Here is a 24,857-nt window from a genome sequence, read left to right as displayed (position 1 = left end):
TGCCAAAGGGCAGTGCACCGCTTTACGGTGTGCCGCACACGGGAACCCTAACGATGGCTAAGCCCGCACCAGGTAAGGGTAGTGGAGGCGTCAGTGGGAAAGTTCGTCTATGACTTCGAAGAGGGAAACCGGGATCTCAAGGACCTCCTCGGGGGTAAGGGAGCCAACCTCGCCGAGATGACCAACCTCGGCCTGCCGGTGCCGCCCGGGTTCACCATCACCACCGACGCGTGCCGGGAGTACCTGCGCACCGGCGAACTGCCAGGTGGCCTGGACCGGCAGGTCGGCGAGCACCTGGCCACGCTGGAGGCCAAGATGGGCCGCCGGCTCGGCGACAGCGGCGACCCGCTGCTCGTGTCCGTCCGGTCGGGGGCCAAGTTCTCGATGCCGGGCATGATGGAGACGGTGCTCAACGTCGGGCTCACCGACAGCAGCGTCGCCGGCCTCGCCGCGCAGGCCGGCGGCGACGAGCGGTTCGCCTGGGACTCCTACCGCCGGCTGATCCAGATGTTCGGCAAGACCGTGTGCGACGTGCCCGGCGAGGAGTTCGAGCACGCGCTCGACGACGCGAAGCTCGCCGCGGGCACCCGGGACGACCTGGGGCTCGACGCGGCCGCGCTGCGGGGCCTCGTCGGCCGGTACAAGGAGATCTTCCGCGAGCACACGGGCCGCGACTTCCCGCAGGACCCGCGCGAGCAGCTCGGACCTGTGCGACATCGAGTTCACCATCGAGCGCGGCAAGCTGTGGATGCTGCAGACCCGGGTCGGCAAGCGGACCGCGGCGGCCGCGTTCGTCATCGCCACGCACCTCGTCGACGAGGGCGTCATCGACCTGGACGAGGCGCTGCGGCGGGTCAACGGCGCACAGCTGGCGCAGCTGATGTTCCCGACGTTCGACCTGTCGCAGGAGCCCGAGCAGCTGACCCGGGGTGTCGGCGCGTCGCGATCGCCGCGCAGGGCATCCTGACCAGCCGCGGCGGCAAGACCTCGCACGCCGCCGTGGTCGCCCGCGGCATGGGCAAGACGTGCGTGTGCGGCGCCGACGACCTCGACGTGAACCTCCACAAGGGGCAGTTCACGGTGGACGGCCACGTGGTGTCCGAGGGCGATGTCATCTCCGTCGACGGCACCACCGGCCGGGTGTACCTCGGCGCGGTGCCCGTCCAGCCGTCGCCGGTCGTGCAGTACTTCGAGGGCACCCTCGACGCGGCGGCGGACCCGCTCGTGTCGGCGGTGCACCGGATCCTCACCCACGCCGACGCCACCCGGCGGCTGAAGGTCCGCACCAACGCCGACACCGGCGAGGACGCGGCGCGGGCCCGCCGGTTCGGCGCGCAGGGCATCGGGCTGTGCCGCACCGAGCACATGTTCCTCGGCGAGCGCCGCGCCCTGGTCGAGCGGCTGATCCTGGCCGGCACCCCGCAGGAGCGCGACGCGGCCCTGGCCGAGCTGCTGCCCCTGCAGCGGGACGACTTCGTCGAGCTGTTCCGCCAGATGCGGGACCTGCCGGTGACCGTACGGCTGATCGACCCGCCGCTGCACGAGTTCCTGCCGCCGCTGGAGGACCTCGCGGTGAAGGTCGCCGTCGCCGAGGAGCGCGGGCAGGACCCGGGCCACGACAAGGACCTGCTGGACGCGGTGCGCCGCATGCACGAGGAGAACCCGATGCTGGGCCTGCGCGGGGTGCGCCTCGGGCTGGTCATCCCCGGGCTGTTCGCGATGCAGGTACGGGCGATCGTGGAGGCCGCGGCGCAGGTCGACGGCGCGCGGCCGGAGATCATGGTGCCGCTCGTCGGCGCGGTGCAGGAGCTGGAGACGATCCGCGCGGAGGCGGAGAAGATCATCGGCGAGCACGACGTGGACGTGAAGATCGGCACGATGATCGAGGTGCCCCGGGCGGCGCTCACCGCGGGCGACATCGCCCAGGCCGCCGACTTCTTCTCGTTCGGGACCAACGACCTGACCCAGATGGGCTGGGGTTTCTCCCGCGACGACGTCGAGGGGGCGTTCTTCTGGCGGTACCTGGAGCTGGGCATCTTCGGCGTGTCGCCGTTCGAGTCCATCGACCGGGACGGCGTCGGCCGGCTGGTGCGCATCGCGGTGGACGAGGGCCGGGCGGCCCGGCCGGAGCTGCACTTCGGCGTCTGCGGCGAGCACGGCGGCGACCCGGAGTCGGTGCACTTCTTCCACGAGGTGGGCCTGGACTACGTGTCGTGCTCACCGTTCCGCGTGCCCGTGGCACGGTTGGAGGCCGGCCGCGCGGCCGTGGCCGAGCAGTCGACCTCCGACACCCGTTAGGCGGTGTCCCTGACGGGCGTCCGTCCGACAGGACGCCCGTCAGGAGGATCAGACGTCCAGGTCCTCCTCGATGCGGGACAGGTGGTGCCGGGCCAGCGCCAGGTTGGCCCGGGACCGCAGCAGCGCCAGGTAGAGGAACAGGCCCTTGCCGGAGCGGCCCGTGACCGGCCGGATCAGGTGGTACTGGTTGTTCAGCGTGATCAGGATGTCCTCGATGCCGTCCTTGAGGTTGAGCATCTCGATGGTGCGCATCTTGGCGCGGACCACGTCGGTGTTGCCGGCCGCCGCCACGGTGAGGTCCAGGTCCTTCGAACCGCCGAGGACGCCGAGCGCCATCCCGCTGTTGTAGTCCACCAGCGCGACGCCGACCGCGCCGTCGATGGTCATGAGTTCCTTGAGCGCCGTTTCCATGTCCGCCATGGCTACCTCCGTGAGCTGGTGGGTGGGGGGAGTGTCACTGCTGGGTTTCGGGGCAGGGTCGTTCGTTCGTCTCGGCCTGCGGTGGACCCCGCCGTTGCGGCCTACCATCGGGCCGGCTCCGGGATCGCCTGGGAGAAGGTGAGCGCGGCGGCGGCCACGACCCGGGCCACCACCGTGATCGCCCGGCGCGCCTCGTGGTGCAGCCGCGCGACGTTCGCCCGGTGGTCGGCGAGCAGGACCAGCACGGCGCCGTTGCCGGCCATGTACATGGCGACGTGGCCACCGGTACTGCTGATCAGCACCTCCTGGAAGTCCTGGTGGCCGGCGCTGTCGGCGATGCGCTGGCTGACCCCCAGGCACGCGGCGGCGAGGGCGGCGACCCCCTCGGCGACGACCATGTCGGCGTCGTCCACGATGAGCAGCCCGTCCGTGCTGGCGACCAGGCAGCCGGTGAGCTCCGGCACGGTCCGGCGCAGCCGGTGCAGCTCCGCGAGCAGTTCGCCGCGCAGTTGCGTGTCGGTGGTCATCGGTGTTTTACCTCCCTTTCCTCCGGCGGGTCTCACCGCAGGGACTGCAGCGCCGAGCGGATGCGTTTGAGCAGCGAGTCGTCCGGCACCTTGTCGATCGCGCCCGGCAGCACGGCGAGGGCGCTGACGCCCGCCGGCAGGTGCCGCCGGGTGTCGGCCGGCGGGTCCTCGAACGTGAACGTCCCCGGCACCCGCTGCGGCAGCAGCTCCGTCGCCGGTACGGTGCCGTTCGCCGCCACCGGGTGCGGGTCCGGTTCCGGAGCGGGGTCCGGGTGTTCCGCGGCCGGTTCGGCGTCGGCCGGTTCGGCGTCGGCCGGGGCGGCCTCGGGCGGGGCGGGCGCCGGCGCGGGCGGCGACTCGATCAGTCCCGCCGCCGCGAGCCGCCGCACGTCGAGGGTCACCGCGTACGCGGACCGCCCCAGCAGGCCGGCCAGCTCCTGCGGGGTCCGCTCGCCGTCGGCGTGCAGCACGATCTCCCACTGCAGCCCCGACACCAGCACACGGTCGAGGCCCGGCCGCAGGACAGGCCTGACCGGGGCGGTGTCTGTGACGTCAGAAGGGTGCACCTCGTCGAGGATGCGCCGTTGCCGGGCGACGTGGTCGCACACCTGGTCCGCCGTCACGGTGCAGTCGGCGCCGAGCCAGTGCTCGATGTCCGGGGCGAAGCGCAGCTCGGCCCGCCCGGTCGACAGGACGAAGAACGCGGCGTCGTACAGGGCGTTGAGCGCGCACAGCTCGATCTGGGCGGCGGTGACGTGCCCGCCCTCGACCAGGGCCCGGGCCGGCCGGGACGGGATGGTCTCCCACACCCGCTCCTCGACCACGCCGGCGGCGGTGAGCAGCCGGTCGACGCTCGGCGCGGCCGGCGACTCGACGCCGTTGACCAGCCCGTCGCGCAGGAAGATGACGCCGCCGGGCTCGCCGAGCACGGTCAGCGCGCCGGTCGCGCCGAGCGCGGCGAGCTGCTCGAGGGCCTTCGCCGGGGTGACGCCCTTGCCGAACTTCGGTTGCTGCCGGGTGGACTTGCCGGGGTGCCGCGTGCCGCTGTTCACGCGAGGTCTTCGGCGAGCGAGCGGATCCGGCGCCGGGCGATCGCCAGGTTGCCCTCGGCGCGGTCGAGCCACACGTAGAGCACCAGCCGCGAGTCGAAGCCGGTGCGCACGGGGCGGATCAGGTGGTACGCCGCCGAGGTGCTGATGATGACGTCCTCGACCGTGTCGCCGGGGACCGCCGGGGCGTACGCGGCGGTCTGCATCGCGGCGTGCACGACGCTCGCGGTGCCCAGCGCCGCCGCGGTCGCGTCCGCGTGCGGCGCCACCGACTCCCGGCCGCCCTGCAGGCCCAGGGACTGCCCCGTCGTGTAGTCGATGAGGCTTGCGCCGATGGCACCGCGAATGGTCATGGCACGCCGCAGGCAGTCATCGATCGCAGGCACTGAGTCTCCCGTTCGCGGGCGGGCACGGAGAAGTGGCACACGACGGCCAGACGTGGGGGAGCGGCCGTAACGATGCGCTTGGGGCAAATTACCCCGCGCCTCTTGATCAGCTACTCCGTGCGTTCGGGTGATAACAAGAAGCTGATCAGTCAGCGGTTTTTGCAAAATGCACGTTTACGGCACGGTGGCGCTGGAGAAGCGCTAGGGTGGCGTCCCCTCGCGCGTCGGCGCGGTGCGACGCCTGACGACGCGGCGTATGGTGAGTCCCCACGCCGACCACGGAGGTACGCATGGGGAGCCGGTGGGATGCCTTGATCGTCGACGCGCTCGACCCCGAGCGGCTCGGCCGGTGGTGGGCGGAGGTGCTCGACCACCGGGTGGAGCGCGTGTCGCCGCAGGAGGTCGTGGTCGGCTCCGGCCTCGAGGGTCAGCCGCGGCTGATCTTCCTGCGCCACGCCGACGCCAAGCACGCCAAGAACCGCCTCCACCTCGACCTGCGCCCCGACGACCTGGACGCCGAGCTGGAGCGTCTGGTCAACATGGGCGCCCGCCACGTGGACGTCGGCCAGCCTGACGACGCCGCCTGGGTCGTCCTCGCCGACCCGGAGGGCAACGAGTTCTGCATCCTGCGGACCCGCGAATGACGCCGGCATGACCGGTCCGGAGCGCAGCGGAGGGCCGGTCATCATGGGCGCAGGGTTCAGGTCGGGACGGCGCCGGAGCGCAGCGGAGGCGACGGCATGACCGGTCCGGAGCGCAGCGGAGGGCCGGTCATCATGGGCGCAGGGTTCAGGTCAGGACGGCGCCGGAGCGCAGCGGAGGCGACGGCATGACCAGTCCGGGGGGTGGCACCGACTTCGGGCGGGCGTACCGGTGGGCCGTCGCCGCCGGGCTGGGCCTGCTCACCGTCGCCGCCGGCGCGTTCGCGCTGTACACCGTCCGGCAGATCCTCGTGCAGGTGATCATCGCCGTCTTCGTCGCGGTCAGCCTCGACCCCGCGGTGCGGCTGCTGATCCGCCGCGGGGTGCGCCGTTCGGTCGCGGTCGCCGTGATCGTGGTCCTCGCCCTGCTGGTGCTCGCCGGGTTCGTCTGGTCGATGGTCCCGCCGCTGGTCGGCCAGGGCGGCGACCTGCTGCGCAACATCCCGCAGTACCTGCAGGAGCTGCCCGAACGCTCGCAGACCTACCGCGAGGTGGCCGACCGCTACGGGCTGACGGAGAAGCTCACCGAGTACGCCAAGACCCTGCCGGCCAAGGTCGGTGGCGGCGCGCTCGGCGTCCTCACCGGCATCTTCAGCGCCTTGCTCAACGTCCTGCTGGTCACCGTGCTCACGATCTACTTCATGGCGGACCTGCCCCGCGTCCGCCGCGGCATCGTGCGGCTGGTGCCCCGCCAGGGCCGGCCCCGCGCCGCGCAGGCGATCAACGTGGTCGTCGACAAGGTCGGCGGGTACATGATCGGCAACCTGATCATCTCGCTGTTCGCCGGCGTGTCGTCGTTCGTCTGCCTCTTCCTGCTGGACGTGCCGTTCGCGCTGCCGCTGGCGTTCTTCGTCGCGGTCACCGACCTCATCCCGCTCATCGGCGCGACCGTCGGCGCGGTCGGCTGCACCGTCGTGGCGCTGGTGACCGGCGACCTGTGGCCCACCGCCGTCGTCGTGGCCGTGTTCTTCCTGCTGTACCAGCAGCTGGAGAACTACCTGATCGCCCCGCGCGTGCTGCGCAACACCGTCGACCTGTCCTCGATCGCGGTGCTGCTCGCCGCGCTCGTCGGCGGCGCGATCCTCGGCGTCGTCGGCGCGCTCATGGCGATCCCGGTCGTGGCGGCGGTCAAGGTGCTCATGACCCCGATGGTCGAGGCGCTCAACGAGCCACCCGCGGAGCGGGACCCGCCCGCCGAGCCGCCGGTGCCGATCCCGCCCGCGGCGCGGGATCTTCCCGCGCCACGGGATCTGGAGCCGGGCGAGACCTCTAAGCTCGAAGCGTGAACCCGGACGCGGAACGCTTCGTGCACGAGCCGCAGAAGGACCGCACCACGACCACCGCCGACAACGGCCGCACCCCGTTCCAGCGCGACCGGGCCCGGGTCCTGCACTCCGCCGGTTTCCGCCGCCTGGCCGCCAAGACCCAGGTGCACACCGCCGGCGCCGACGCGTTCCTGCGCACCCGGCTCACCCACTCGCTGGAGGTGGCGCAGCTCAGCCGGGAGATGGGCGCCCGCCTCGGCTGCGACCCCGACGTCGTGGACACCGCCGGGCTCGCCCACGACCTCGGCCACCCGCCGTTCGGGCACAACGGCGAGGACGCGCTCGACGCGGTCGCCCAGCCGTGCGGCGGCTTCGAGGGCAACGCGCAGACCCTGCGGGTGCTGACCCGGCTGGAGGCGAAGGTCCTGGCGGAGGACGGCACCTCCGCCGGGCTCAACCTCACCCGCGCGTCGCTGGACGCCGTGTCGAAGTACCCCTGGCCGCGCCGCGCCGGCAGCCGCAAGTTCGGCGTGTACGACGACGACGCCGCCGTCTTCGCCTGGCTGCGCGACGGGCGCGCCGACGACGCGCGGTGCCTGGAGGCGCAGGTCATGGACTGGGCCGACGACGTGGCGTACTCCGTGCACGACGTCGAGGACGGCATCCACGGCGGCTACGTGCACCTGGCCGCGCTGCGCGCCGACGCCGGCGAGCGGGCCGCGCTGTGCCGGGACGTCGCCGCCGCCTACTCCACCGAGTCCGCCGCCGACCTGGAGGCGGTGCTGCTCGACCTGCTCGCCGACCCGGTCCTGGCGCCGCTGGACCACTACGACGGCAGCCACGCCGCGCAGGTCGCCCTGAAGCGGGTGACGAGCGTGCTCACCGGCCGGTTCGCCGCGGCGGCCGTGTCCGCGACCCGGGCCGTGCACGGCGGCGCGCCCGTGCGGCGCTACGCGGCGGACCTGCTCGTCCCGCCGGCCGTGCGGGCGCAGTGCGCGCTGCTGAAGGGCATGGCGCTGCGGTACGTGATGCGCCGCCCGGGCTCGGAACAGCGCTACGCGCAGGAGATCACCATCCTGACGGAGCTCGTCGCGGCGCTCGCCGACCGCGCCCCCGACGGCCTCGACGCGGTCTTCGCCCCGATGTGGCGGGCCGCCCCCGACGACGCGGCCCGGCTGCGGGTCGTCATCGACCAGGTCGCCAGCCTCACCGACCTGTCCGCGACGGCCTGGCACCAGCGACTGCACCCGGCGGCCACCGCGGGTGTCTGACCTGTGGCAGATCGCGGACCGGTAGGGAAGGCTGGAACCTATGGCTGACGAGCGGACATTTGTGATCGTGGGCGCGAGCCTCGCCGGGGCGAAGGCGGCGGAGACGCTGCGCGCCGAGGGCTTCACCGGCCGGATCGTGCTGATCGGCGAGGAGACGGAGCGGCCGTACGAGCGGCCCCCGCTGTCCAAGGGCTACCTGCAGGGTGACGAGGACGCCCGCGGCAAGGCCTTCGTCCACCCCGAGGGCTGGTACTCCGAGCACGACGTCGACCTGCGCCTCGCCACCCGGGTCACCCGCGTCGACCCGGCCGCGCACACCGTCACCCTCGACGGCGTCGACGAGCTGCGCTACGACAAGCTGCTGCTCACCACCGGCTCGCGGGTGCGGACCCTCGACGTGCCCGGCGCCGACCTGACCGGAGTGCGCTACCTGCGCACCGTCGACGAGTCCGACGCGCTGCTGGCGCACCTGCGCACCGCCGCGCACGTGGTCGTCGTCGGGGCCGGCTGGATCGGCCTGGAGACCGCCGCCGCGGCCCGCAAGCACGGCGCGAGCGTCACCGTCGTCGAGGTCGCCGGCCTGCCCCTGCAGCGCGTCCTCGGCGACGAGGTCGCGACGATCTTCGCCGACCTGCACCGGGCCAACGGCGTCGAGTTCCGCTTCGGCGCGTCCGTCGCCGAGTTCCGCGGCACGGACGGCAAGCTGACCGGCGTCGTGCTCGCCGACGGCACGCAGCTGCCCGCGGACGTCGCCGTCGTCGGCGTCGGCATCCAGCCCAACACCGAGCTGGCCGTCGACGCGGGCCTCGAGGTCGACAACGGCATCGTCGTGGACGCCGCCCTGCGCACCTCCGACCCCGACATCTACGCCGCCGGCGACGTGGTCAACCTCGAGCACCCGGGCCTGCGCCGCCGGGTCCGCGTCGAGCACTGGACCAACGCCCTCAACGGCGGCAAGGTCGCGGCGAAGTCGCTGCTCGGTGAGGCCGTGTACGACCGGGTGCCGTACTTCTTCTCCGACCAGTACGACCTGGGCATGGAGTACTCCGGCCTGGCCGAGCCCGGCGGCTACGACCGCGTCGTGTTCCGCGGCGGCACGTCGGTGCCGGACGGGTTCGTCGCCTTCTGGGTCAAGGACGGCCGGGTCCTGGCCGGCATGAACGTCAACGTCTGGGACGTCACCGACGACATCCAGGCCCTGGTCCGCGCCGGCTGGGCGGGCACCACCGTGGACCTGGACCGCCTCGCCGACCCGAAGGCGCCGCTGGGCGAGCTGCTCGGCTGACCGCCGGTCCCTCACACCGAGCGCTCACACTGAGCCCCTGCCCGCCGGCGGAGGCTCAGCCGTGGAACGGCCACGCCGTCCAGGTGGCGAGGACCGGGGCGAGGGCCTCCTCCTCGAAGGCGAGGTGCGCCAGCAGGTGCGCCGACAGCGTGTCGAGGGCCTCGACCAGGCGGGTGCGGGCGCCCGCCGCGGCGAGGTCACCGGCCGCCGCTTCGATCTCGTCGAGCAGGCCGGCGACGGCGCGGTGGTCGGCCTCCAGGCGGTCGACGGTCGCGGCGAGCTGCGGCGCCGCGCGGCGCACCGCGGGGAACAGCGCCACGTCCTCGTTCGTGTGGTGCTCGTGGACGAAGCGGCAGTACCGCAGGCAGTTGACCCGCAGCTGGAAGAGCCCGCCCTGGGTGCGCAGCCCGCGCAGCCCCTCCTCGATCGCCGGTGCCGGCGCGCCCCGCGCGGCGTCGGCGGCGAGCCTGCGCACCGTGGCGAGGTCGCGGCGGACCATGTCGTGCACCCAGCGCAGCTCCGCGAGGAGCGGGTTGTGGGCGGCCTGTGTCTGCGTCATGCCCTCCACCCTCCGCAGCGCCGCCGCGCTGGGCAATCACGGGGTTAGCTACTAACCTTTGGTAAGTGACTGCCGTGGTGCCCGCCCCGCTCGACCGGACCCCCAGCGACGCCGCCTGCCGGGCGTTCCAGCCGACGCTGGAGTTCGTCGGCCGCCGCTGGATCGGCATGATCCTGCTCGCCGGCCTGCGCGGCGCCCGCCGCTTCGGGCACTACCGGGCGTTCGCCGACGGCATCTCCGACCGGGTGCTGGCGCAGCGGCTCAAGGAGCTCGAGCAGCGGGGCCTGATCGAGCGGTCCGTGATCCCGAGCACCCCGGTGCAGGTGCTCTACGCGCCGACGGCCGCGGCCGCCGAGCTGGTCGCCACGCTCGAGCCGCTCATCGCGTGGTCGATGCGCCACCCCGAGGTCGGCTGAGCGGGCCCGCGCCGGGTCAGCCGCGACGCTGACCCCGGTCGGTGCCGCGGCTGACGACGCCGCGGCGGGTCCCGGCCTACGGTTCCGGCTCGACACATCCGTTCGAGCCGAAAGGTCGTCATGCCACACACGCTTCGACGTCTCCTGGCCGGGGCCTGCCTGGTCGCCGCGCCGCTGGTCTACGTGGCCGGGCTGGTCGTCGACCCTGCCCTGCGCGCCGGGGACGCCGCCGACGGCGCCTACGGCCGGCACCCCGGGCAGGTGTCGGTGAGCGCCGCGCTGCTGCACTGGAGCTGGGTGCTGCTGGTGCCCGGCATCCTCGGGATGATCCACCTGGTCCGGCGGCGGGCGGTGCTGTTCGGGCACATCGCCGGCGCGGTCGCGCTGCTCGGCGTGGTCAACTTCTCCTCGCTCATGCTCGGCGACTTCTTCTACGCCCGGCTGGAGGCCGACCTGGGCACCGCGGAGGGCGACCGGCTCGCCGACGCGTCGCTCGGCGCGGGCGGGGCGGTGTGGGGGTTCCAGGTGCCCGGGTTCCTCGGGCTGCTCGGGGTGCTCCTGCTCGGCCTGGCGCTCGCGTACGACCGGCAGGTCCCGTGGTGGGCGCCGCCCGCGATGGTGGCCGGGATGCTCGCCGCGCCGGTGTACCCGATCGGCATGGTCGTCGGGAGCCTGCTGTACCTGGCCGGTGCGGGCGTCATCGGCGTACGGATGCTGCGGATGAGCGACGCCGACTGGGCTCAGGCGCCCGCGCCCAGCGGGAACGTCGCCGCGACCGTGTAGCCGCCGCCCGGGCCGGCCCCGGTGCGCAGGGTGCCGCCGTGCTGCGCGACGCGCTCCCGCATGCCGGCCAGCCCGTGCCCGGCCGCCCGGTTCCCGTCGCCGGCCGGGTCGGGTGCCGCGCCGGCCCGGCCGTCGTCGCGCACCTCGACGGTGACGGCGTGCGCCGTCCAGCCGACCGCGACCTCGACGCCCGCCGCCCCCGCGTGCTTGAGGGTGTTGGTGAGCGCCTCCTGCACGACCCGGTACACCGCCAGGCCCAGCGCCGGCGGCAGCGGGCGAGGCGTGCCCGTGGTGGCGACCCGCACGTCGAGCCCCGCCGCCCGCAGCGGCGCGGCCAGGTCCTCCAGGCTGTCCAGGCCGGCCGGGGCCCGCCCGTCGCGCAGCACGCCGAGCAGCATCCGCAGCTCCTCGACCGTGTCGCGGCCGGCCCGTTCGACGCCGTGCAGCAGGTCGCGCTCCCGCTCGCGGGCGGGGTCGTCGGCCAGCAGCAGCCGTACCCCGGCGGCCTGCAACGTCATCAGGCTGACGTGGTGGGAGATGACGTCGTGCAGCTCGCGGGCGATGCGGGTGCGTTCCTCGGCGGCGGCGACCGCGGCGCGCTCGGCCATCCGGATCGTGCGCTGCGTCTGGCGGTGCAGCAGGATGCCGGTGCTCGTCGGTGTCGAACATGGTGAGCAGCACGATCTTCGGCGGCCGCGGGTCGGCGAGCAGCTGCCGGGCCGCGCCGAGACCGTCCAGCCGCGGCATGGCGATGTCCATGACGAGCACGTCGGGCCGCAGCCGGCGGGCGGCCGCGACCGCCTCCACCCCGTCGGCCGCCTCCCCGACGACGGTGACGGATCCGGCCGCCGCGGTCTCCAGGACCAGCCGCAGGCCGGCCCGGATCATCGCCTGGTCATCGGCGATCAGCAGCCTGACCTGCTCTGACATGCATGCAGGATAGCCACCGCCGCGACGGGGCCAGGGTTGCGGTTCTTGGTCGTGCGGCAGCGCACGTTTGCTTAGGATCGGAGCTGATGCGTCGATGTAGAGGTGCAGGGTCGGCCGGAGCGGGGTAGGCGAGCCGTGGATCGTGACCGGGACATGGCAATGGCCGCGATCCGCTCCGTCTACACCATCACGGGGCGGATCAACACCGGCGACACCGTGACCGAGACCCTCGACCGCATCGCGGAGGCCGTCGTCGAGGGCGTCGGCTTCGGTGCCGCCGTGGTCAACTACCTGCACCCCGACGGCGTGTACGAGGCCGTCGCCATCGCCGGCTCCGAGGAGGCCCGCGCCGAGCTGCTCGGTGCGCGGTACCCGGCGGCCGAGTTCGACGCGCACCTCGCCGCCGCCGACCGGTGGGGGCAGCTGCTGTACCTGCCGCACGAGCGGCACAACGCCGGCATCCAGTCCTGGGTCCCCGACGCCGCCGACCTTCCCGACGGCGTCCCCGACGGGGAGCGGTGGCACCCCCTCGACGCATTGTTCGCGCCGCTGCGCGCGCCCGACGGCTCGCTCGTCGGGGTGCTCAGCGTCGACCTGCCCGCGGACGGCAGGCGGCCCGGCGCGTTCCAGCGGGAGCTGCTGGAGATGCTCGCCGCGCAGGCCGGCATCGCGATCAACAATGCCAACCTGGTCGAGGCGCTGCGCCGGGAGCGCCAGCACCTGGCGGCCAGCGAGGCTGCATTCCGGCTCGCGTTCAACGGCGCCGGCACCGGCATGTGCATGATCGGCCTGGAGGGCGCCGACCTGGCCCGCATCGTGCGGGTCAACCCCGCCATGTGCGAGCTGCTCGGCCGGGACGCCGACGTGCTCGTCTCGATGCGCTTCGGCGACGTCATCCACCCCGACGACCTCGACCACAGCCGGGAGATCTTCGCCGGCGGCACCGGATCCATCCGCGACTACGAGGTCCGCTGCGTGCGCGGCGACGGCGAGACGATCTGGGTCTCCGCCACCATGTCCGTGGTCGCCGGCTCGCCCTCGTTCGCGATCACGCAGGTGCAGGACATCACCGGCCGCAAGGCGACCGAGGCCGACCTGGTCCGCCGGGCCTCCCGGGACCCGCTGACCGGCCTGGTCAACCGCGAGGCGTTCACCGAGGCGCTCACCGCCGCGATCCGGCTCGCCCGCACCGAGGGCGTGCTCAGCGCGCTGCTGTTCTGCGACCTCGACGACTTCAAGGTGGTCAACGACACCCTCGGCCACGACGCCGGCGACGCGGTCCTCGTCGCCGCCGCGCACCGCCTGCAGTCGCTGGTCCGCCCCACCGACACCGTCGCGCGGCTCGGCGGCGACGAGTTCGTCGTCCTGACCGGCAACGTGAGCGTCCCCGACCTCGGCGCGCTCGTCGACCGGCTCGAACGGTCGATCTCCATGCCGGTCCCGCACGACGGCCACATCATGCGGGTACGGGTCAGCGTCGGCGTGGCCGTGATCGATGACACGATCGAGGACGCGGGCGCCGCGCTGCGGGCCGCCGATCGGGAGATGTACCTGGTCAAGGGCAACCGCCACGCCGGCGAGGTGACCAGACGGGTGACAGCGTTCGGTGATCGTTCGGGTGCTCCGGGTGGTATGCCGGTGCTGCGGTTGGCCCGCCCGGAAGCCGCCCAGTAGTGTCGGGATGTCTGCTCCGGTCGACCTGCGCCGCATCGGCGCTGCCGGGCAGGCGCCGTCGAGTCGCGAGACTTCGCGAGCCGGGGACCCACGTCGTCCTCTGGGGTGTATCCGTGGCCGAGCCACGGTAGGGCGAAACTTCCCGCCCGAACCCGTCAGCTAACCCGGTAGGCGGCACCGGAAGGAGTCTGCCGATGATGGCCGCCCGCTCGCCGTCGTAGCGCCTCACCACTGATTCCCCCTTCCAGCACGCCGCCGCCCGGCGCCGTGCCGATGCCGCATGCCGTCTGCTGCCTGTCACGAAGGACTGCTCAGTAGTGAAGCCGTTGCCACGCCAGTTCCACCCACGACATCGCCGTCCCGCGTTCGGCGGCCGGCCCGGCACCGTCTCGGTCGCCGTGCTGTCCGCGACGCTGCTGGCCACCGTGCCGGCGGACTCGCCGACGTCGGTGTTCGTCGGTTCCGCGTATGCCGAGCCGGGCGCCGTCGCGGCCGCCGTGCCCCCCGCCGCCGCACCTGCGGTCGCCGCGCTGCCGGTGCCGCTCGCCGTCGCGGTGCCGGTCGCGCCGCCGGTGCCGCCCTTGCCGCCGGTCGTGCGGCCCGTCGCCGGGCTCGACCAGACGCAGATGGACAACGCCGCGCTGATCGTCAAGCAGGGCCGGGCGCAGGGCATGCCCGACCAGGCCCTGGTCATCGCGGTCGCGACCGCCATGCAGGAGAGCGACCTGTACAACATCGCCAGCCCGGCCGTGCCGTCCTCGCTGCGGCTGCCGCACCAGGGCGTCGGGTCCGACCACGACTCGGTCGGGCTCTTCCAGCAGCGGGCCAGCCAGGGCTGGGGCACCGTGGCGGACCTGATGGACCCGTCGCACGCCGCGATGCTGTTCTACTCCGCGCTGTCGCGGGTGCAGGGCTGGCAGCGGATGAGCGTCACCGCCGCCGCGCAGGCGGTGCAGCGCTCGGCGTTCCCGGGGGCGTACCAGAAGCACGCCGCGCGCGCGGAGCAGGTGGTCGCCGCGCTGACCTGACCGGCGCCCCGGTGGGCGGCTCAGGCGGGGTGGCGGGTGGCCCAGCGGGCCAGGGCCACGAGCTCGGCGACCGCCGCCGGCTCGGGGATCGCCAGGTCGAGCGCGAGCAGCGCCTGGGCCAGCAGGTCCTCGCCCTGCTGGACGCACCAGGCGCGGGCACCGGAGCGTTCGATGACCTTGGCGGCGCGTTCGAGCTCGGCGTCGCTGAGCCGGCCCTCGCGGCGCAGCAGGTCCGCCAGCTCGTCGGCGCCCGCCGCGAGCGCCGCGGCGACCGGCAGCGACCACCGCCGGCGGCGCAGGTCCGGGAACGTCGGGCGGCCCGTGACCGCCGGGTCGCCCCAGATGCCGAGCAGGTCCTCGGCGAACTGCACGGCCAGGCCGAGGCGCACGCCGAACAGCCGCAGCTGCTCCACCGTCCCCGGGTCGCCGCCGCCCGCGACCGCGCCGAGCGCGCACGCGCAGCCGAGCAGGGCGCCGCTGCGCCGCTCGACCGCGGTGATGCAGTCGCGCAGCAGGTCGCTGCCGGAGCGTCCGGTGGCGTCCGGGCCGAGGGTCGCGCCGAGCACGGTGTACTGGCCGTGCAGCAGCTGCTGGACGGTGTCGCCGAGGATGCGCACCCCGGCCCGGTCCACGGGCGCCGCGGCCGGCCGCCGGCCGCCGTCGCCGCACGGGTCGCCGGGGCCGTCCCGCTCGACGAACCTGTCGCGGGTGGCCGGGTCGGCGCGGTGGGCGTACCCGGGCACGCCGGCGTGCCGGCCGCCGGCCGCGGCGCCGTTACCGGTCGGGGTGTTGCCGCGGGTCGGGGCGTTGTTGCCGGTCGTGGTGCTGGTGCCGGTCGTGGTGCCGGTCGTGGTGCCGGTCGTGGTGCTCTGGCGGGTCGTGGTGCTGGTGCCGGTTGCGGTGCGCTGGCCGGTCGCGGCTCCGGTCGTGGTGCTCTGGCCGGTCGCGGTGCTCTGGCCGGTCGCGGTGCTGGTGCCGGTCGCGGTGTTCCGGCCGGTCGCGGGGCTGATGCCGGTGGCGGTCGCGGTGCCGATCGTGGGCTGGCGGTCGCGGCTCGCCTGGCGCAGCGGGCGCGGCACCCGCCGGGTCGGGTCGCCGGTGGCGGCCACGTCGAACGCGAGCGCCAGCATCGCCTCCCCGCCCAGGGTCGCCGGGTGCGGGCCGACCACGCTCCACGCGGTCGGGCGGTGCCGGCGGGTCAGGTCGCCGTCGAACAGGTCTCGTTGCAGCGCCGCCCAGTGGTGCACCAGCTCGACCGCGACGGCGCCGGGCACCGCGTCGTGCGGGTCGCCGCCGACCGCGCCGGCGCAGACGAGGCTGAGGGCGGCCCGCGTGCGCACCCCCGGCGGGTCCTCGTCGAGGCCGCCCAGCTGCAGCTCCGCCACGTCGCGCGACGGTGCCGGCAGGCGCCCGACGGCGGTGCGCAGCGGCGGCTCGACCAGCAGGCCGGCCCAGGCGAGGACGTCGTCGACGGAGCGCAGCACGGTGACCATCAGCCGGACACCGCCAGGCACACGACACTCACCGGAAACGCACCACCCATCGGATCCGAGCATGGACAGGCGCCGATCGGTGCCGGCGCCGTGGACTGGTCAAGTATGCCGCCGGTGCCCGTCGGACACGCCCAAAACCCCACGATGGTGGGCGGGTCAGCGCGTCGCCTCCAGCAGCGAACGGTCCGGTGGTGAGACCACCGCGGCCGGCCGGTGCCGCAGCGCCTCCCATGCCGCCTTCGGGCCCGCGGCGACGTCCCTGGCCGTGTTGTACCAGATCGTCACCCGCTGGCAGCCCTCGCACAGCGCCGGTACGCCGTACGCGTCGACCCCCAGCCGCCGGCACAGCGTGACCGCGCGGTGCAGGTGCAGCTCCTGGCTCACCAGGAGGGCCCGGGTCACGCCGTACACGTCGTGGGCGCGGCGGCACGTGTCGTAGGTGTCGAGGCCGTACGGGTCGACGACCATCCTGGCCGGGTCGACGCCCTGCCCGGCGAGGTAGTCGCGCATGACCCGGACCTCGTCGCCGGAGCCGCCCTGCGCGTCGCCGGAGATGAGCAGCGCCTTGACCTTGCGGGTGGCCAGCAGCCGGGCGGCGGTGTCCAGCCGGCCCTTGAGGAACGGCATCGGCACCTGCCCGCCCGGCGCGACCTGCGCGCCGAACACGATCGCCACGTCGGCGGCGGGCGCCCCGGCGGCCGGTCCGATGCGACCCATGGAGCCGGCCCGCACCCAGGCCGTCGGTGCCAGTACCAGCGCGGCGGTGACGGAGCCGGTGAGCACGACGCGCAGCAGGATCCGCCGGCGACGCTCCAGCCGCGTCTCCCGCCCGGCCGGCAGCCGCTGCCCGGCGCGCGCCGCCCACCTGGCCCGCTCGACCTCGAACAGGAACCACGGCGGCACCCGCCGGTGGCTGCGCAGCGTCTCGCGCTCGTCGTCGTCGAGGTAGCCGGCGACGTGGTCCACGGCGACCGAGTACGCCGCCATGCGCGCCGCGCCCCGCCCCCGCGAGCGCAGCACCGCCCACGCGCCCAGCGTGGCGATGGTCATCAGCCACCCCAGCGGCCCCAGGCGCTGGCTGCGACGGCGCAACCGGTCCTGTACGGCGAGCCAGGCGACGCGCTCGTCACGCAGTTTCGGCATGGCGGCAGCATCGCACGGCGTGGTGATGTGGTGGTGCGCATGTGATGTGGGAAGTGTGAAGTCGTAAATTGTCGGTGGCGCGAGGCAGGATGTATCCCTCGGGTAGGGGAGGTGGCTTCGGTTGGCCGGCAAGATCAAGGACGAGGACATCGCCCTGGTGCGCGAGCGCACCGCGATCGCGGACGTGATCTCCGAGCACGTGACGCTCAAGTCGGCCGGCGGTGGCAACCTCAAGGGTCTGTGCCCGTTCCACGACGAGAAGACCGCCTCGTTCAACGTGTCGCCCGCGCGCAACGTGTATTTCTGCCACGGCTGCGGCGCCGGCGGCGACGCCATCAAGTTCCTGATGGACCACGACCACCTGACGTTCGTCGAGTCGGTCGAGCGGCTCGCCGGCCGGGCCGGCCTGCAGCTGCAGTATGTCGAGGCGGGCAGCGCGCCGGTCCGCCAGACCGGGCAGAAGCAGCGGCTCATCGCCGCGCACGCCGAGGCCGCCCGGTTCTACGCCGAGCAGCTCGGCTCGCCCGGCGCCCGCCTGGCCCGCGAGTTCCTCGCCCAGCGCGGCTTCGGCCGCGAGGAGGCGGAGCGCTACGGCTGTGGTTTCGCGCCCGAGGGCTGGGACCCGCTGAGCAAACACCTGCGGCTCAAGGGGTTCACGGCGCAGGAGCTGATCACCGCCGGGCTGTCGCGGGAGGCGCGCTCCGGCAGCCTCATCGACCGGTTCCGCCGCCGCCTGCTGTGGCCGATCAAGGACATCTCCGGCGACGTGATCGGGTTCGGCGCGCGCAAGCTGTTCGACGACGACGACGGCCCCAAGTACCTGAACACCCCGGAGACCCCGCTCTACAAGAAGTCCCACGTCCTGTACGGGGTCGACCAGGCCAAACGGGAGATCGCGAAGCAGAGCAAGGTGGTCATCGTCGAGGGGTACACCGACGTCATGGCCTGCCACCTGTCCGACGTGCCCGTCGCGGTCGCCACCTGCGGCACCGCGTTCGGCGCGGACCACATCGCGGTGCTGCGCCGGCTCCTGCTCGACGCCGACGGCTACGGCGGGGAGATCATCTTCACGTTCGACGGCGACGCCGCCGGGCAGAAGGCGGCGCTGCGGGCGTTCGAGGACGACCAGCGCTTCGTGGCGCAGACGTTCATCGCCGTCGGCCCCGACGGCATGGACCCCTGCGAGCTGCGCATGGCGAAGGGCCCGGTCGCGGTGCGCGACCTCGTCGCCGACCGGCAGCCGCTGCTCGACTTCGCGCTGCGCTCCGTCATCCAGCGCTTCAACCTCGACACCGCCGAGGGCCGCGTCGGCGCCCTCAAGGCCACCGCCCCGCTCGTCGCGAAGATCAAGGACCGCACCCTGCGGCCGGAGTACGCGCGCAAGCTCGCCGGCGACCTCGGCATGGAGCTCGAGACGGTCCAGCGCGCGGTCGGCGCCGCCGCGAAGGGCGTCGTCGAGCCACCCCCCGCCCCGGCCCGCAAGATCCTGGCACCCGACAGCGCCGAGGCCCTCGTCGAGCGGGAGGCCCTGAAGCTGGCGCTGCAGCAGCCCGCCCTGGCCGGCCCCATGTTCGACGCCGTCGGCGCCGAGGTCTACGCACACCCCACGTATGCGGCCCTGCGCGCCGCGATCGCCGACGCGGGCGGCGCCTCCACCGCGTCCGGCGGCGTCGTCTGGATCGAGCGGGTCCGCGAGACCTGCACCGACCCGGCCGCCGCCGCCCTCGTCACCGAGCTGGCCGTCGAGCCGCTGCGCCTCGACGGCGAGCCCGACCCGCGCTACGTCGAGGCGACCGTGGTGCGGCTGCAGCTGCCCGCGCTCAACCGGCGCATCGCCGACCTGAAGTCCAAGCAGCAGCGCATCAACCCGGTCACCAACGCCGACGAGTACCTGCGCCTGTTCAGCGAGCTGGTGTCCCTGGAGCAGCACGCCAGGGCCCTGCGCGACCGCGGCGCCAGCCGGTGGTGACGACGATGGGCGGCGGTTCGGGGCCGGTCGCTTCCGGTCCGGGCGGTTCGGGGCCGGGCGGTTCCGGTCCGGGCGGTTCGGGGCCGGTCGCTTCCGGGCCGGTCGCTTCCGGGCCGGTCGCTTCCGGTCCGATCAGAAGGAGTGCGTTGTCGTGTTCGGCTTCCTGAAGAAGCGCCGCCTGCCGGCCGGCAAGCGGCCCGCCCTCGCCGCCGACGAGCGGGTCCTGTCCTGGGCGGGCTCGACCGGCGACAACGTCGTGGTCGTCACCAACCTCGGCCTCTGGCTCCCCGGCGCCGGTGAACGCCTCGGCTGGCACGAGATCCACAAGGCCACGTGGTCCGGCCGGCAGCTGGCCCTCGTCGCCGCCCGCGAGCTGCCCGCCGACACCCCCGGCGACTACACCGTCATGGAGGACCTGCCGCCGCTGGTGCTCACGCTGCTCGACCCCGACCGGGTGCCCGAGCAGGTCCGCACCCGCGTCAACAAGTCGATCGCGCACACCTCCCACCACGCCCTGCCGGGCGGCTTCGGCGTCCGCGTGGTGGCCCGCCGCGTCAGCGGCGTCGACGGCCTGCGGTGGACGGTCCGCTACGACGAAGGCGCCGACCGGACGTACCCCGGCGTGGCGGAGGAGACGGCCGCCCTGGTCGAGCAGGCCCGCCAGTCGATGGGCACCCCGGCCACGGCTTGACGGGTCCGCCGCGCTCCCCGGTCGTCACAGCCTCCGGTGACCGCCGCGCCGCGCCGCCGCCCTTGATGCACGGTGCGACGCGATGATGCGTGGTGCGACGCGGTCCGCGGCGGTCGGCGGGTCAGCGGTCGGCGCGACGAGCCTCGGGGCGGCACCTCAGCCGGCCGCCCACACGGCGTCCGTCGAGCAGGGCGTGCGGCCATCCCGTCGGTCAGGCACGGGTGTTGCCGTAGCCGAGGCTGCCGGGTGCCGGTGCCGGTGCCGGTGGTAGCTGGTGGCGGTGCCGGTGGTGGCTGATGCCCGGTGGCGGTGACGGTGGCGGTGCCGGTGGTGGCTGATGCCCGGTGGCGGTGCCGGTGGCGGCCGATGCCCGGTGGCGGTGCGGGTGGTGGCTGATGCCGGGTGGTGATGCCGGGTGGTGGTGACGGTGGCGGTGCCGGTGGTGGCTGATGCCCGGTGGTTGCGGGTGCGGGTGGTGGCTGATGCCCGGTGGTTTGCCGGTGGTGGTGGCGGTGCCGCAGGAGGCGCTGATCGGGCCGGTCAGGCGTGGGTGTTGCCGTCGTCGAGGCTGCCGCTGGTGGCCGGTGCGGGTGCCGCAGGAAGCGCTGACCGGGCCCGGCGCCGGCGGCGGACGAGGTGGACGGCGGCGGCCGTGACGAGGGCGACGTCGAGGAACGCGCCAGGGGCCTTCGTCTTCGTGGCCAGGCCGAGGCTGTCGGGCAACGTGAGCAGCGGCAACCCGGCCGCGGCGACGTGCACGACGGTGCGCAGCCGGCCGCTGAGCGTGGTGCCGGCCAGCAGGGCGATGCCGGCGAGCGCGTACCAGGCGTAGAAGACCGGCCCGAGCACCGCCGCGGCCAGCATCCCGCACCCGGCGGCGGTGAGCACGACATCCTGCCCACGGCGGCCGACCATGCCGTCTTCCAGCAGACCGCCGCCCGCCAGGCCGCCGCCCGCCAGACCAAGGCCCGCGAGACCACGGCCCGCAACGCCGTCTGCCACGCTGCCGCCCTGCCCGGCTCGCGCCAGCGGCGCGGCGTCCCGGGCCGCGCCGGTGTCGTGGCCGTCGTGGCCCGTCGCGACCGCACCCTGTGCCGCGCGGTCGGTGTGCAGGTCAGCGTCCTGCGCGCCGCCGCGGGCGAGGGCGGCCAACGTCCTCGCGGCCCGCCACCACAGCACCAGCAGCACCACGGCCAACGCTAGCAGCCCCACGGCCCGCGCGACCGCGACCGTCGTCGAACCCCACTCCGAGTGGCCGGCAACGCGCAGCACGTAATCAACCGCCATGCCGACGCCGGTGGGGATGGACAGCCACTGCACCATCGTGCTGGTCGAGCCGAGGGCGTGCAGGAAGCCGAGGCCGTGCCCGGTGAGCAGGGCGAGGATGGCGTACGTCGCGCCGATCGCCCCGGTGAACGCGAGTGGGGCGGTCCAGCGGGATCTGGGCGTACCGGCGAAGAAGAGCAACAACACCGCGAACGGGGCGGCGACCAGAGCGGTCACCTTCACCGCGACGGCGAGGCCGACGGCGATCCCGGACGCGGCGCCGGCCGCGGGGCCCGGGCGGCGGGCGGCGACGAACCCGGCCAGCAGCAGCCCCGCCAGCACGACGTCGTTGTGGGCGCCCGATACGACGTGGACCAGCACGAGCGGGCTCGCGGCCAGCAGCGCGTTGCCGCGGGAGAGGTGCCGCACGGCGGCCACGCACAGCAGCAGGCCGAGGATGGCGGCGACGCGCAGCAGCAGTACGGCGACAGGCAGGCTGCCGTGTGCGAGCCAGGCGGCGGCGCCCTCCACGGCGATCCACAGTGGACCGTATGGCGTCGGGGTGTCCCGCCACAGCTCCGGCACGTCGGACAGCCACGTGCAGGGCAGCGCCGCCGGGCCGACCTCGTAGAGGTTGAGGCCGGCGTTGAAGAGCTGGCCCTGGCAGGCGTACGCATAGACGTCGTGGCTGCCGAGTGAGGGCGCGAACAGCAGCGGCACGCTCCAGATCGCGGCCGTGACCAGGACACTGCGCTGGCGGGTGTCCTCCCGCAGCGCCCACCAGGCACGGATCAGCAGCGCGAGGGCGACGAACCACACGAGGAGCCCGAGCAGCCACGCGCCGTCGCGCGGCTGTGGCTTGCCGGCCAGGAAACCGCTGGCGGCGAGCAGGACGGTGGCGGCCAGCCCGAGCCAGCGCGGGTTGACGCTCACCCGCACATGGTGCCAACCGCCGACCGGCGACCGCAAACCGGCCCGGTCGTGTCCGCGGAAAGTGTCGTACCCCCGCGTTAGTGTCGCACCGTGGCAGAAAACGAAGCATTGATCGCGGCGACCGCACTGGTCAAACAGTTCGGCGAATTCACTGCGGTCAATGGCATCGACGTGCGGGTGCGGGCGGGGGAGGCGTTCGGTTTCCTCGGGCCCAACGGGGCGGGCAAGTCCTCGACGATGCGGATGATCGGCTGCGTGTCCCGGCCGACCGGGGGTTCGCTGCGGATCCTGGGCATGGACGCGGCGAAGGACGGCGCGAAGATCCGGGCCCGGCTCGGGGTCTGCCCGCAGCAGGACTCGCTCGACCTGGAGCTCACGGTCCTGGAAAACCTCACGGTCTACGCGCGCTACTTCAACATCCCCCGCAAGGTGGCGCGGGCGCGGGCCATGGAGCTGCTCGACTTCGTGCAGCTAGCCGACCGTGCCGGCGACAAGGTCGAGCCGCTGTCCGGCGGGATGAAGCGCCGGCTGACGATCGCCCGGGCCCTGGTCAACGAGCCGGAGATCGTGCTGCTCGACGAGCCGACGACCGGCCTCGACCCGCAGGCGCGGCACCTGGTCTGGGAGCGGCTGTTCCGGCTCAAGCAGCGCGGCGTCACGCTGGTGCTGACCACGCACTACATGGACGAGGCGGAGCAGTTGTGCGACCGCCTGGTCGTCATGGACGCCGGCCGGATCGTCGCGGAGGGCTCGCCGCGGGAGCTGATCGAGCGGCACTCGACGCGGGAGGTGCTCGAGGTCCGGTTCGGCGCCGAGCCGCTGGACCGGTTCGCCGACAAGCTGGACGGGATCGGGGAGCGCGCCGAGGTGTTGCCCGACCGCATCCTCGTCTACACCGACGACGGCGACGCGGCCGCGGCGCAGGTGCACGACCGGGGGCTGACACCGTCCAGCGTGCTGGTCCGCCGCGGGTCGCTCGAAGACGTGTTCCTGCAGCTCACCGGCCGGACGTTGGTCGACTGATGGCGCATCCGACGGCACTGGCGCTCGAGTATCACCTCGTGTCCTACAAGCGCACGTGGCGGTCGAGCGTGTTCAGCTCGTTCGCGCTGCCGGCGATGTTCCTCGTCGCGATGGGGATCACCGTGGGGCACTACATCGACGCGCGGTCCACCACGATCGGCGTGCCCTATCTGGACTACCTGGGCCCGGGGCTGCTGGCCTCGACCGCGCTGCAGGTCGCGGTCGGCGACTCGACGTGGCCGGTCTACGGCGGGTTCCACTGGACCCGGGTCTACCACGCGATGCGGGCCTCGCCGCTCACGGTGGGTGACATGCTGCGCGGACATCTGCTGTTCGTCACGGCGCGGGTCGCGTTGTCCGGCGCCGCGTTCCTGGTGGTGCTGCTGCTGTTCGGCGCGCTGCACTCGTGGTGGTCGCTCGCCACCCCGCTGATCTGCGTCCTGCTCGGCGCGGCGTGCGCGGCGCCGTGTTTCGCGTATGCCGCGCGGGCCGACAACGACGGCGCGTTCGCGGTGCTGTTCCGCGTCGGGGTGGTCCCGATGACCTTGTTCGCGGGCGTGTTCTTCCCGGTGGAGAGCCTGCCGGTGCCTGCCCGCCTGCTGGCGTGGGTGTCGCCGCTGTGGCACGGCGTCGAGCTGTCGCGGGCGGCGACCCTCGGCACGGCGACCGCGTGGGGGGTGCCCGCGCACACCGCGGTGCTGCTGCTGTGGTGCGCCGCCGGTTATGTACTGGCACTGCGCGCGTTCACCCGGAAGCTGGGCGACTGATGGTCACGACGCTGATCTTCCCGCGGGCGATGTCCCGCCTCGACCACCGTGCCTCAAGGGCGCTGTCGGTCACTGCGCGTAACCTCGCCGCGGCGAGGCACGCCGCGTACTGGTGGGTGCTGCTGTCCGGTTTCGTCGAGCCGCTGCTGTACCTGCTGTCGATCGGCCTCGGGGTCGGGCGGCTCGTCGGCGACATCGCGCTGCCCGACGGGCGGCTGGTGACGTATGCGCAGTTCGTCGCGCCGGCGATGCTCGCCGCGTCCGCCATGAACGGCGCCCTCGCCGAGACCACGATGAACTTCTACGGCAAGTTGAAGTTCATGCGCATCTACGATGCGACGCTCGCCACCCCGATCACCCCGATGCAGGTCTCCGTGGGCGAGCTCATCTGGGCGATGTGCCGCGGCGGCGTGTATTCCGCCGTCTTCCTCGTCGTCATGGCCGCGCTCGACCTGACCACCTGGGGCTGGGCCCTCGTCGCGCTGCCGGTGACGCTGCTGGTCGGGTTCGCGTTCGGCGCGCTCGGCATGGGCCTGTCGACGCTGCTGCGGTCGTGGCAGGACTTCGACTACATCAACGTGACCCAGTTCGGCCTGTTCCTGTTCAGCGGCACGTTCTCCCCGCCGTCGGACTTCCCGGTGCCGCTGCAGGTCCTGATCGAGCTGACCCCGCTGTATCACGGGGTCGCCCTGCTCCGGGCGATCACGACCGGCTCGCCTGACTGGTCGATGCTGTGGCACGCGGGATACCTGGTGGCGCTGACGGTGGTCGGCCTGACCATGGCGAGTCGGCGGATGGGGAGGTTGCTGCTGAAGTAGCGGGCTGCCTGCGGGGTCTGTGCCGGGGCGGATCGCGGGATTGCGCCGCGCCGGGCGTCCGTGGAGCAGGAGGCATTGCGGCGTCCGCGATCCGGCGGCCCAGGCGGTTCGCCGACGGTGGGCGTCTGCGATCCGGTAGCCCAGGCGGTTCGTCAACGGTGC

General features: G+C 73.7%; 22 protein-coding genes, 2 pseudogenes and 1 riboswitch. Of the genes and pseudogenes, 14 read left to right on the top strand and 10 right to left on the bottom strand.

The genetic code is table 11. From position 1 onward, the window contains the following. Window positions 1-81: 81 nt before the first annotated feature. Window positions 82-2,298: pseudogene (locus tag OP18_RS51595) on the top strand (putative PEP-binding protein). Between the two features lie 48 nt (window positions 2,299-2,346). On the opposite strand, the gene OP18_RS38270 reads toward OP18_RS51595, so the two are convergent. The 4 genes from OP18_RS38270 to OP18_RS38255 all read right to left on the bottom strand — a co-directional run bounded on the left by OP18_RS38270 (window position 2,347) and on the right by OP18_RS38255 (window position 4,647). Next, a complete protein-coding gene (locus OP18_RS38270) occupies window positions 2,347-2,718 on the bottom strand; it encodes a hypothetical protein (RefSeq protein WP_033364039.1) in 372 nt (123 codons plus the stop codon). A gap of 101 nt (window positions 2,719-2,819) precedes the next feature. Then, window positions 2,820-3,245, bottom strand: a complete 426-nt coding sequence (locus OP18_RS38265; RefSeq protein ID WP_052387953.1) for a roadblock/LC7 domain-containing protein — start codon at window positions 3,243-3,245, stop codon at window positions 2,820-2,822. Window positions 3,246-3,277: 32 nt separating this feature from the next. Next, window positions 3,278-4,297 (bottom strand): hypothetical protein, encoded by a 1,020-nt coding sequence (locus OP18_RS38260; RefSeq protein WP_052387952.1) that lies wholly within the window; start codon window positions 4,295-4,297, stop codon window positions 3,278-3,280. Next, window positions 4,294-4,647 (bottom strand): hypothetical protein, encoded by a 354-nt coding sequence (locus tag OP18_RS38255; protein ID WP_245635666.1) that lies wholly within the window; start codon window positions 4,645-4,647, stop codon window positions 4,294-4,296. The genes OP18_RS38260 and OP18_RS38255 overlap by 4 nt, the downstream gene beginning before the upstream one ends. 323 nt (window positions 4,648-4,970) lie before the next feature. Between OP18_RS38255 and OP18_RS38250 the strand changes: the two genes are divergently transcribed. The 4 genes from OP18_RS38250 (at window position 4,971) to OP18_RS38235 (ending at window position 9,202) form a co-directional block, all read left to right on the top strand. Next, entirely contained in the window at window positions 4,971-5,324 is a 354-nt protein-coding gene (locus OP18_RS38250; protein WP_033364037.1) for a VOC family protein, read from the top strand. Between the two features lie 185 nt (window positions 5,325-5,509). After that, window positions 5,510-6,667 carry an AI-2E family transporter gene (locus tag OP18_RS38245; protein WP_063745704.1) on the top strand — a complete coding sequence of 386 codons (1,158 nt, stop codon included), beginning with the start codon at window positions 5,510-5,512 and terminating at the stop codon, window positions 6,665-6,667. After that, window positions 6,664-7,917, top strand: a complete 1,254-nt coding sequence (locus OP18_RS38240) for a deoxyguanosinetriphosphate triphosphohydrolase (protein ID WP_033364036.1) — start codon at window positions 6,664-6,666, stop codon at window positions 7,915-7,917. The genes OP18_RS38245 and OP18_RS38240 overlap by 4 nt, the downstream gene beginning before the upstream one ends. A gap of 40 nt (window positions 7,918-7,957) precedes the next feature. After that, window positions 7,958-9,202: an NAD(P)/FAD-dependent oxidoreductase gene (locus OP18_RS38235; RefSeq protein ID WP_033364035.1), complete on the top strand. Its 1,245-nt coding sequence runs from the start codon at window positions 7,958-7,960 to the stop codon at window positions 9,200-9,202. Between the two features lie 55 nt (window positions 9,203-9,257). Here the strand turns inward: OP18_RS38235 and OP18_RS53650 are convergent, their stop codons facing one another. Beyond that, window positions 9,258-9,761, bottom strand: coding sequence for a hemerythrin domain-containing protein (locus tag OP18_RS53650; protein ID WP_052387951.1), 504 nt, complete (start codon window positions 9,759-9,761; stop codon window positions 9,258-9,260). Window positions 9,762-9,826: 65 nt separating this feature from the next. Here OP18_RS53650 and OP18_RS38225 point away from each other — a divergent pair, with 65 nt between their 5' ends. Continuing rightward, window positions 9,827-10,177 carry a winged helix-turn-helix transcriptional regulator gene (locus OP18_RS38225; protein WP_211273801.1) on the top strand — a complete coding sequence of 117 codons (351 nt, stop codon included), beginning with the start codon at window positions 9,827-9,829 and terminating at the stop codon, window positions 10,175-10,177. 120 nt (window positions 10,178-10,297) lie between these two features. Then, window positions 10,298-10,960 carry a hypothetical protein gene (locus tag OP18_RS38220; RefSeq protein WP_033364033.1) on the top strand — a complete coding sequence of 221 codons (663 nt, stop codon included), beginning with the start codon at window positions 10,298-10,300 and terminating at the stop codon, window positions 10,958-10,960. Here the strand turns inward: OP18_RS38220 and OP18_RS38215 are convergent. Both OP18_RS38215 and OP18_RS55965 read right to left on the bottom strand, forming a co-directional pair. Continuing rightward, window positions 10,918-11,568, bottom strand: coding sequence for a sensor histidine kinase (locus OP18_RS38215; RefSeq protein ID WP_052387950.1), 651 nt, complete (start codon window positions 11,566-11,568; stop codon window positions 10,918-10,920). The two genes, OP18_RS38220 and OP18_RS38215, sit on opposite strands and share 43 nt — an antisense overlap. Window positions 11,569-11,656: 88 nt before the next feature. Then, window positions 11,657-11,848: pseudogene (locus OP18_RS55965) on the bottom strand (response regulator); the annotation flags it as partial. 195 nt (window positions 11,849-12,043) lie between these two features. Between OP18_RS55965 and OP18_RS38205 the strand changes: the two are divergent. Then, window positions 12,044-13,564 (top strand): diguanylate cyclase, encoded by a 1,521-nt coding sequence (locus tag OP18_RS38205; RefSeq protein WP_081971457.1) that lies wholly within the window; start codon window positions 12,044-12,046, stop codon window positions 13,562-13,564. A 46-nt stretch (window positions 13,565-13,610) separates the two neighbouring features. Then, a riboswitch (cyclic di-AMP (ydaO/yuaA leader) is annotated at window positions 13,611-13,753 on the top strand. 128 nt (window positions 13,754-13,881) lie between these two features. Next, the gene (locus tag OP18_RS53645) at window positions 13,882-14,592 is read left to right on the top strand and encodes a hypothetical protein (RefSeq protein WP_052387948.1); all 711 of its coding nucleotides are present in this window, start codon (window positions 13,882-13,884) and stop codon (window positions 14,590-14,592) included. Window positions 14,593-14,612: 20 nt separating this feature from the next. Here OP18_RS53645 and OP18_RS61200 read toward each other — a convergent pair whose 3' ends face one another. Next, window positions 14,613-16,085 (bottom strand): polyprenyl synthetase family protein, encoded by a 1,473-nt coding sequence (locus OP18_RS61200; RefSeq protein ID WP_052387947.1) that lies wholly within the window; start codon window positions 16,083-16,085, stop codon window positions 14,613-14,615. A 156-nt stretch (window positions 16,086-16,241) separates the two neighbouring features. Continuing rightward, window positions 16,242-17,228 (bottom strand): SanA/YdcF family protein, encoded by a 987-nt coding sequence (locus OP18_RS38185; RefSeq protein WP_245635665.1) that lies wholly within the window; start codon window positions 17,226-17,228, stop codon window positions 16,242-16,244. Between the two features lie 121 nt (window positions 17,229-17,349). Between OP18_RS38185 and dnaG the strand changes: the two genes are divergently transcribed. Together dnaG and OP18_RS38175 are read left to right on the top strand one after the other, a co-directional pair. Further along, window positions 17,350-19,197 (top strand): DNA primase, encoded by a 1,848-nt coding sequence (gene dnaG / locus OP18_RS38180; RefSeq protein WP_033364031.1) that lies wholly within the window; start codon window positions 17,350-17,352, stop codon window positions 19,195-19,197. A gap of 151 nt (window positions 19,198-19,348) precedes the next feature. Then, window positions 19,349-19,888 carry a hypothetical protein gene (locus tag OP18_RS38175; RefSeq protein ID WP_211273800.1) on the top strand — a complete coding sequence of 180 codons (540 nt, stop codon included), beginning with the start codon at window positions 19,349-19,351 and terminating at the stop codon, window positions 19,886-19,888. 540 nt (window positions 19,889-20,428) lie between these two features. Here OP18_RS38175 and mptB read toward each other — a convergent pair. Continuing rightward, entirely contained in the window at window positions 20,429-22,087 is a 1,659-nt protein-coding gene (gene mptB / locus OP18_RS53635; RefSeq protein WP_052387946.1) for a polyprenol phosphomannose-dependent alpha 1,6 mannosyltransferase MptB, read from the bottom strand. A 90-nt stretch (window positions 22,088-22,177) separates the two neighbouring features. On the opposite strand from mptB, the gene OP18_RS38165 reads away from it, so the two are divergent. From OP18_RS38165 to OP18_RS38155, 3 genes are read left to right on the top strand one after another with little or no spacing between them, the layout of a single operon-like run. After that, window positions 22,178-23,110 (top strand): ABC transporter ATP-binding protein, encoded by a 933-nt coding sequence (locus tag OP18_RS38165; RefSeq protein WP_033364030.1) that lies wholly within the window; start codon window positions 22,178-22,180, stop codon window positions 23,108-23,110. Beyond that, entirely contained in the window at window positions 23,110-23,877 is a 768-nt protein-coding gene (locus OP18_RS38160; RefSeq protein WP_033364029.1) for an ABC transporter permease, read from the top strand. Before OP18_RS38165 ends, OP18_RS38160 begins: the two co-directional genes overlap by 1 nt. After that, a complete protein-coding gene (locus OP18_RS38155) occupies window positions 23,877-24,695 on the top strand; it encodes an ABC transporter permease (RefSeq protein WP_033364028.1) in 819 nt (272 codons plus the stop codon). Before OP18_RS38160 ends, OP18_RS38155 begins: the two co-directional genes overlap by 1 nt. Window positions 24,696-24,857: the final 162 nt, after the last annotated feature.

The sequence above is a fragment of the Dactylosporangium aurantiacum genome (assembly GCF_000716715.1).
In the GTDB taxonomy this organism is placed as follows: Bacteria; Actinomycetota; Actinomycetes; order Mycobacteriales; family Micromonosporaceae; genus Dactylosporangium; species Dactylosporangium aurantiacum.
The sequence above is the reverse complement of the archived record's forward strand: the minus strand, read 5'-3'. Positions and strand labels throughout refer to the sequence as shown.